The 7650-nt window shown below is 70.1% G+C and carries 11 protein-coding genes; 7 read left to right on the top strand and 4 right to left on the bottom strand.

Going from position 1 to position 7650, the window contains the following annotated elements; all coding sequences use genetic code 11:
• The 7 genes from ACJ73U_RS25525 to ACJ73U_RS25495 form a co-directional block, all read left to right on the top strand.
• A partial coding sequence (locus ACJ73U_RS25525) for a SufD family Fe-S cluster assembly protein (RefSeq protein ID WP_407780240.1) occupies positions 1-561 on the top strand: 561 nt, incomplete at its 5' end.
• Entirely contained in the window at positions 562-1719 is a 1158-nt protein-coding gene (gene sufD, locus ACJ73U_RS25520; RefSeq protein WP_407780239.1) for a Fe-S cluster assembly protein SufD, read from the top strand.
• Positions 1720-1837: 118 nt separating this feature from the next.
• Positions 1838-2152, top strand: a complete 315-nt coding sequence (locus ACJ73U_RS25515) for a non-heme iron oxygenase ferredoxin subunit (RefSeq protein WP_407780238.1) — start codon at positions 1838-1840, stop codon at positions 2150-2152.
• Between the two features lie 27 nt (positions 2153-2179).
• Positions 2180-2953 carry a Fe-S cluster assembly ATPase SufC gene (gene sufC, locus ACJ73U_RS25510; protein ID WP_407780237.1) on the top strand — a complete coding sequence of 258 codons (774 nt, stop codon included), beginning with the start codon at positions 2180-2182 and terminating at the stop codon, positions 2951-2953.
• A gap of 23 nt (positions 2954-2976) precedes the next feature.
• Positions 2977-4233, top strand: a complete 1257-nt coding sequence (locus ACJ73U_RS25505; RefSeq protein WP_407780236.1) for a cysteine desulfurase — start codon at positions 2977-2979, stop codon at positions 4231-4233.
• A complete protein-coding gene (sufU, locus tag ACJ73U_RS25500) occupies positions 4230-4664 on the top strand; it encodes a Fe-S cluster assembly sulfur transfer protein SufU (protein ID WP_407780235.1) in 435 nt (144 codons plus the stop codon). Before ACJ73U_RS25505 ends, sufU begins: the two co-directional genes overlap by 4 nt.
• A gap of 79 nt (positions 4665-4743) precedes the next feature.
• Positions 4744-5133 (top strand): metal-sulfur cluster assembly factor, encoded by a 390-nt coding sequence (locus tag ACJ73U_RS25495; RefSeq protein ID WP_407780234.1) that lies wholly within the window; start codon positions 4744-4746, stop codon positions 5131-5133.
• On the opposite strand, the gene ACJ73U_RS25490 is transcribed toward ACJ73U_RS25495, so the two are convergent.
• The 4 genes from ACJ73U_RS25490 to ACJ73U_RS25475 form a co-directional block, all read right to left on the bottom strand.
• Positions 5130-6404 (bottom strand): hypothetical protein, encoded by a 1275-nt coding sequence (locus ACJ73U_RS25490; protein ID WP_407780233.1) that lies wholly within the window; start codon positions 6402-6404, stop codon positions 5130-5132. The genes ACJ73U_RS25495 and ACJ73U_RS25490 overlap by 4 nt on opposite strands.
• The gene (locus ACJ73U_RS25485) at positions 6404-6772 is read right to left on the bottom strand and encodes a MerR family transcriptional regulator (protein WP_407780232.1); all 369 of its coding nucleotides are present in this window, start codon (positions 6770-6772) and stop codon (positions 6404-6406) included. The genes ACJ73U_RS25490 and ACJ73U_RS25485 overlap by 1 nt, the downstream gene beginning before the upstream one ends.
• 100 nt (positions 6773-6872) lie before the next feature.
• Positions 6873-7193 carry a hypothetical protein gene (locus tag ACJ73U_RS25480; RefSeq protein WP_407780231.1) on the bottom strand — a complete coding sequence of 107 codons (321 nt, stop codon included), beginning with the start codon at positions 7191-7193 and terminating at the stop codon, positions 6873-6875.
• The coding region (locus ACJ73U_RS25475) for a lycopene cyclase family protein (protein WP_407780230.1) at positions 7190-7650 on the bottom strand (461 nt) is incomplete at its 5' end. The genes ACJ73U_RS25475 and ACJ73U_RS25480, both read right to left, overlap by 4 nt.

The raw sequence follows: 7650 nt of genomic DNA, 5'->3' as shown, positions 1-7650 counted from the left end.
GAGGGCGCGACCATGGAGTGGGTCGACGGCAACATCGGCTCCAAGGTCACCATGAAGTACCCGTCGGTGTTCCTCATGGGCGAGCACGCCAAGGGCGAGGTCCTGTCCATCGCCTTCGCGGGCGAGGGCCAGCACCAGGACGCGGGCGCGAAGATGGAGCACCTCGCGCCGCACACCTCCTCGACCATCGTGTCGAAGTCGGTGGCGCGCGGCGGGGGCCGGACCTCCTACCGCGGTCTGGTCAGGGTGGCCAAGCGGGCCCACCACTCGAAGTCCACGGTGAAGTGCGACGCGCTGCTGGTCGACCAGATCAGCCGCAGCGACACCTACCCGTACGTGGACATCCGCAACGACAACGTGTCCATGGGTCACGAGGCGACCGTCTCGAAGGTCAGCGAGGACCAGCTGTTCTACCTGATGTCCCGCGGCCTCACCGAGGACGAGGCGATGGCGATGGTCGTGCGCGGCTTCGTCGAGCCGATCGCCCGTGAGCTGCCCATGGAGTACGCACTCGAACTCAACCGGCTCATCGAGCTGCAGATGGAAGGGGCCGTCGGCTAAATGACGTCCGTTGCACAGACACCGCACTCACACGGTGCGGTGGTACCCGCGGCGTCTCGCGCCGAGCAGTTCGCCTCGTATGATGTGGAGGCGTTCGAGGTTCCAGGTGGACGTGAGGAGATCTGGCGCTTCACGCCGATGAAGCGGCTGCGTGGCCTGCACGACGGCAGCGCGGTCGCCTCCGGAGAGCTTGTTGTCGAGGTCGGCGGTCCCGACGTGCGGGTCGAGACCGTCGGCCGTGACGACTCCCGGCTCGGCCAGGGTGGCAAGCCCGCCGACCGGATCGCCGCCCAGGCCTACAGCTCCTTCACCCGGGCCACGGTCATCACCGTGCCGAAGGAGACGAAGGCCGGCGTCACCACCGTGACCGTCACCGGCCCCGGCGAGGGCCGGGTGGCCTACGGGCACCTGCAGATCCGCGCCGAGCAGTTCGCCGAGGCCGTCGTGGTCGTCGACCACCGCGGCAGCGGCACGGTCGCCGACAACGTGGAGCTGATCGTCGGCGACGGCGCCAGGCTGACGGTCGTCAGCGTGCACGACTGGGCCGACGACGCCGTGCAGGTCTCCGCGCACCACGCCAGGCTGGGCCGCGACGCCACCCTCAGGCACCACCTGATCGCGCTCGGCGGTGACCTCGTGCGGGTCAGCCCGACGGTCGTCTACGACGGCCCCGGCGGCGACGCCGAGCTGAACGGCCTCTACTTCGCCGACGCCGGCCAGCACATCGAGCTGCGCACGTTCGCCGACCACGCCAAGCCCAACTGCAAGTCCAACGTGGTCTACAAGGGCGCGCTGCAGGGCGACGACGCACGTACGGTGTGGATCGGCGACGTGCTGATCCGCGCGGCGGCCGAGGGCACGGAGACCTTCGAGCTGAACCGGAACCTGGTGCTCACCGAGGGCGCCCGCGCCGACTCGGTGCCGAACCTGGAGATCGAGACCGGCGAGATCGCCGGCGCCGGCCACGCCAGCGCCACCGGCCGGTTCGACGACGAGCAGCTGTTCTACCTGCAGGCCCGCGGCATCCCCGAGGGCGTGGCGCGCCGGCTGGTCGTGCGCGGCTTCTTCCACGAGCTGCTGATGAAGATCGACGTGCCGCAGATCCGGGAGCGGCTGGAAGCGGCGATCGAGGCGGAGCTGGAAGCGGTCGGGGCATGAGCGGAGCCTGCGGAGGCCGCCGGGTGCACGAATGGGACTTTCGTAAAGGCCCAGGGAGCAGGATGGGCGACTCGCTCGTTGCCAAGTGGAAGGCGGCGCGGGCGGGCGAGGGGTCGGCATGATCAGGGCGTGTGCACTGTCCGATCTGGACGACGGCAAGCCGCTCGGCATCGAGATCGACGACGAGCCGGTTGTCCTTGTCCGCCAGGGGGACCAGGTGCACGCGCTGCGGGACGAGTGCAGCCACGCCACTCTCGCGCTGAGTGAGGGCGAGGTGACCCGCAAGGGCATCGAGTGCTGGCTGCACGGCTCCTGCTTCGACCTGCGCACCGGGGCGCCGTCGTCGCCGCCGGCCACCGAGCCGGTCGACGTCTTCGTCGTCGAGATCCGCGACGGCGACGTGTACGTCGACGTCACCACCACCACGAACTGACTTACCACCGAGGAGAAAGCGCAAGAGATGGCCACGCTGGAGATCAAGGATCTGCACGTCTCGGTCAACACCGACGAGACCGCCAAGGAGATCCTGTCCGGGGTCAACCTGACCATCAACGCGGGTGAGACGCACGCGATCATGGGCCCGAACGGGTCCGGCAAGTCCACCCTGTCCTACGCCATCGCCGGCCACCCCAAGTACGAGGTGACCTCCGGCGAGGTCCTGCTCGACGGCGACGACGTGCTGTCGATGACCGTGGACGAACGCGCGCGGGCCGGCCTGTTCCTGGCCATGCAGTACCCGGTCGAGGTGCCCGGCGTGTCCATGTCGAACTTCCTGCGCACCGCCGCCACCGCGGTCCGTGGCGAAGCACCGAAGCTGCGCCACTGGGTCAAGGAGGTCAAGGAGGCCATGGCGGAGCTGGAGATCGACCCGGCGTTCGCCGAGCGGTCGGTCAACGAGGGCTTCTCCGGCGGGGAGAAGAAGCGCCACGAGATCCTGCAGCTCGCCCTGCTGCGGCCGAAGATCGCCATCCTGGACGAGACCGACTCGGGCCTGGACGTCGACGCGCTGCGTGTGGTGAGTGAGGGCATCAACCGCGTCAAGGCCGGTGGCGAGGTCGGCGTCATGCTGATCACCCACTACACCCGCATCCTCCGCCACATCACGCCGGACTTCGTGCACGTGTTCGCCGGCGGCAGGATCGTCGAGTCCGGCGGCCCGGAGCTGGCCGGCCAGCTCGAGGAGCACGGTTACGTGCGGTTCACCGGCAAGCAGGAGCCGGCCGCGATCGGCTGAGTCGAGCCCGAAAGGTTCCCGGCATGACCACCACCACCTCCGGCCTGGACGTCGGGACGATCCGCGAGGACTTCCCGATCCTGTCCAGGCTGGTGCACGGCGACAAGCACCTGGTGTACCTGGACAACGCGGCGACTTCCCAGAAGCCGCGCCAGGTCATCGACGCGATCGTCGAGTACTACGAGAAGCACAACGCCAACGTGCACCGCGGCATCCACACGCTGGCCGAGGAAGCCACCGCGCTGTACGAGGGCGCGCGCGACAAGATGGCGCGGTTCATCAACGCGCCCAACCGCGACGAGGTGGTCTTCACCAAGAACACCTCGGAGGCCATCAACCTCGTCGCGCGGGTGCTCGGCGACCCCGGTCACGCGTACCGCATCGGCCCGGGTGACGAGATCGTCATCACCGAGATGGAGCACCACAGCAACATCGTGCCGTGGCACCTGCTCGCCGAGCGGACCGGCGCGACGGTGAAGTGGTTCTCCATCACCGACGAGGGCCGCCTCGACCTGTCCGAGCTGGACTCGGTGATCACCGAGCGGACGAAGATCGTCTCGATGGTGCACGTGTCGAACCTGCTCGGCACGATCAACCCCGTCGAGACGGTCATCGAGCGGGCGCACCAGGTCGGCGCGCTCGTGCTGCTGGACGCGTCGCAGTCCGCGCCGCACCTCCCGCTCGACGTGGCCGCGCTGGGTGCCGACTTCGTGGCGATCACCTGCCACAAGATGTTGGCACCGACCGGCATCGGGGTGCTGTGGGCCCGGTTGCCGCTCCTCCAGGAGCTGCCGCCGTTCCTCGGCGGCGGCGAGATGATCGAGGTCGTCACCATGGAGAAGTCGACCTTCGCCCAACCGCCGCACAAGTTCGAGGCCGGCACCCCGCCGATCGCGGAGGCCGTGGGGCTGGGTGCCGCGGTCGACTACCTGACGGCGATCGGGATGCCGGCCATCGCGGCGCACGAGCACGAACTGACGGCGTACGCCCTCGACGCGCTGTCCTCGGTGGAGGGCCTACGGATCATCGGGCCTTCCACTGCCGAGGGCCGGGTCGCCGAGATCTCCTTCACCCTCGATGGCGTTCACCCACACGATGTCGGCCAGATCCTGGACGAGCAGGGCATCGCGGTGCGGGTGGGCCACCACTGCGCCCGGCCGGCCGTGCTGCACTACGGAATTCCGGCGACCACCCGTGCGTCTTTCTACCTGTACAACACGACCGCCGAAGCGGACGCGCTCGTGGCGGGTCTGGCACAGGTGAAGAAGGTCTTCGGATGAACCTCGAGTCCATGTACCAGGAGATCATCCTGGACCACTACAAGAACCCGCACGGCCGCGGCCTGCGCGAGCCGTTCGACGCCGAGTCGTTCCAGGTCAACCCGACCTGCGGCGACGAGGTGACCCTGCGGGTGGCGGTGGCGGACGACAAGGTCACCGACGTCTCGTACGAGGGCCAGGGCTGCTCGATCAGCCAGGCCTCCACGTCGGTCCTGACCGACCTGGTCACGGGCCGCTCGGTCGGCGAGGCACTGTCCACGATGGACGCCTTCGTCGAGATGGTGCAGGGTCGCGGCCAGGTGCAACCGGACGAGGACGTGCTGGAGGACGGCGTCGCCTTTGCCGGCGTGGCCAAATATCCGGCCCGGGTGAAGTGTGCTTTGCTTGGCTGGATGGCGTTCAAGGACGCGGTGGTCAGGGCCGCGCGATGAGCTCCGCTCCTGACCACCAGCGAGTCGCGACGAGGCTGGCAATCGAGCTGTGCCACCAGCTGAGCGAGGGGAGAGACCGATGACTGACGCAGAAGTGGGCCGCGGGGTGGACTCGTTGCCCGAGCCGCCCGCGCCGAAGGCGGACGTGGCCGCGATCGAGGACGTCGAGGAGGCCATGCGCGACGTGGTCGACCCCGAGCTGGGCATCAACGTGGTCGACCTCGGGCTGGTCTACGACATCCGCGTCGAGGACGACAACAGCGCGACCCTGGACATGACGTTGACGTCGGCGGCCTGCCCCCTCACCGACGTGATCGAGGACCAGACCCGCGCGGCGCTCACGGCCGGTCCGGGCGGCGGGTTGGTGAACGACTTCCGGATCAACTGGGTCTGGATGCCGCCGTGGGGCCCGGAGAAGATCACCGAGGACGGTCGCGAGCAGCTGCGGGCGCTGGGCTTCACCATCTAGCCCCAGGAGTTGCAGGCGGCGGGCGTGCGCTGCTGGAATCCCTTGTCCAGCCAGGACTGCGCGTCCGCTGGTGCGTCTACTGTGGACAGTCTGGTGTGGATCTCGTTGGTGATGTTGCCGTCGATGGCGCCGCGTCCGGACATCGAGCCGCTCACCACGCCCGCGAGGCAGGTCGCCTGCTGGTCGACGCGCGTGTCCAGGTCGGCCGCCGAGCCGGTGCTCACCTTGCCGACGAGGTCGTCCAGTCCGGTCGCGTACTGCAGCGCCCGCGCGTACTCCCGGAGGAACACTCCGAGGTAACGCCCGGGATAGCGACCGTTCTGCTCGGTGTCGCGGAGGTAGGCAGGGCTCAGGTAGACGGTCCCGTCGCACTCGGTGGCCGGGCTCGTGGGCGTCAGCTCACCGCACGTCTGGGTCTGGACCGGCGCGGTCAGCGTGACGACCTGGACCTCGGCGTCGAGGTTGGCCGCCTGGAGCACGGGCCGCCAGGCGTCGTCGGCGCACACCTTCGCCGCCTGGTAGAACGCGGCCTGCCTGTCGTCCGCGGGGTCGAAGCGGGGCAGCGCGCACGTGGTGTCGGGCATGCGGGTGGTGGCGCTGGACAGGGGGTGCGCGGCCAACTCGGCGAACGGACCGGCCTGGCTGGTCGGCGCCGGTGCTGAGGTGGTCGGCGGCGGGGCCTGGCTGGAACCGGTGATGGCGGGCACCGCGGCGGACGCGCTCCCGGCAACCTCCTGCCGCGGCCGCGCCACGGTGACGACCGCCGCGAGAGCCACCAACCCGACGACGAGCACGACGACGGCACCCAGGGCGACGTAGTAGGCGGGTCCGCGCCCGGTGGCCGCGGCCGCGACCGGCGGCGCCTCGGGTGCCCAGATCAACTCCCCGGGCGGCGGCGGTTCGAACTGGTCCAGCGGCCAGCCCCCGACCGTCGGCCCGGTGGTGGTCGGATCGTCGCTGACGACGGCGAGAGTGGGCTCGTCATCGGCGGATCCGCCCTGCGCCTCGGCCCAGAACCCCTGCCCGGCGGTCTCTTCGCCCGGCCTGACGGGAACAGCCGGCTCGACGGCGGTGGGTTCGTCGATCGGGAGCTGGGCGGTCGGCCCGTCCACGGGTGTGGAGGAGGGCTCCGGAACGGCGAGCTCGTCAGCCCGGTCCTCGGCGCCGTTCGGCGTGGTCGGCTCGTCGGGCTGCCCCCCGCGCAGGTGGCCGCTCGTCGGGCTCATCGCGGTCGGGCCGTCCACCGACGGCGTGCGGTCGTCGTCGCTCATCAGGCCGGACTGACGTGGCTTTCCCGTTGCTGGGCCGTCTTCCCCTGGTAGTAGGCGATCTTCGAGCGGATGTGGTCCTGCTCCACCCGGAGGTGGGCGATCTTGTCGTCGATGTCGCGGTCGTGCTCGCGCAGCAGTTCCAGCCGCTCGGCCACGGTCTCCTCACCGCCGCGGGCCAGCTCCGCGTAGCGCACCATCCGCTGGATCGGCATGCCCGTGTCGCGCAGGCAGCGCAGGATCCGCAGCCACGCCACGTCGTCCTCGGTGAACACCCGCTGCCCACCCGAGTTCCGGGCGATGTCGTCGAGCAGCCCGATCCGCTCGTAGTACCGCAGCGTGTCGAGGCTGAATCCGGTCTTCTCAACCACCTGGCCTGGCGTGAACCGCTCCATATGCAGTCATTCTAGGCGGGCGCGCCCACGACGCGGCCCCGCAACACGTCGACCGGTCCGACTCGGGGCTCCGAGCTCACCGCGCGAGCCAGCGCGCGTACTGCTGCCGATCCGCCTTCGTGACCTTCGCCCGTTCGGTCACCGAGAGGGTGAACCAGTCGGGTCGCAGCTGCTGGGGGAACTCGGCCCAGGCGAGGACGTCGCGGTGGTCGTGGCGGGCGGCGCCGACGTAGTGCGCGGGGGAGTCGCGCCGGTCCTCCTCCGAGAGCTTGACGATGGCGAGCTGGACGCGGAGCCGGTCGGGTCCGGTGTACTCGTCGAGCTGGCGCCTGATCTCGGTGGGATCGGCGCCGGGGAAGACCTGCCGGATCTTGGCGAGGAGCTTCTCGAGGGTCATGGGTTGATCATCTTTCTGCGGAGGTGTGCGGGGGCGTGGGCGAACAGCGCGGCCATCGCGGCGGTCGTGCCCGCGAGGTCGGCGCGCCCGGACAGGTAGGCCCGCCACAGTCGGTCGGGGAGTGCGAAGAACAGGTCGAAGAACTCCTCGTGCTCGGCGGCGGTCAGGCTGAGCAGGGTCGACAGCCCACGGCGGCGCAACCGATACACGACCCGCGCCCGCACCGGCCACAGGACACGCCGCACGGCGCGATGACCGCCCCGAACGGCTGACGCCACCGCGGGGGCCAGCCGGAACGTGTCGGCGAGGCTGAACCCGGTGGTCGGGTGCACCAGCCCGGCCGCCGCCCCGAACGGCACGGCGCCACTCGCCCGCAGAGGCGGGGGAGTGACGTCGAGGGGGAACCGGACCCGCGCGACGGGCCCGGCGAGCGGCCCAAGACGGGCGTGCAGCCGCT

Source organism: Actinophytocola sp. (assembly GCF_045807065.1).
GTDB lineage: Bacteria > Actinomycetota > Actinomycetes > Mycobacteriales > Pseudonocardiaceae > Actinophytocola.
The sequence above is the reverse complement of the archived record's forward strand: the minus strand, read 5'-3'. Positions and strand labels throughout refer to the sequence as shown.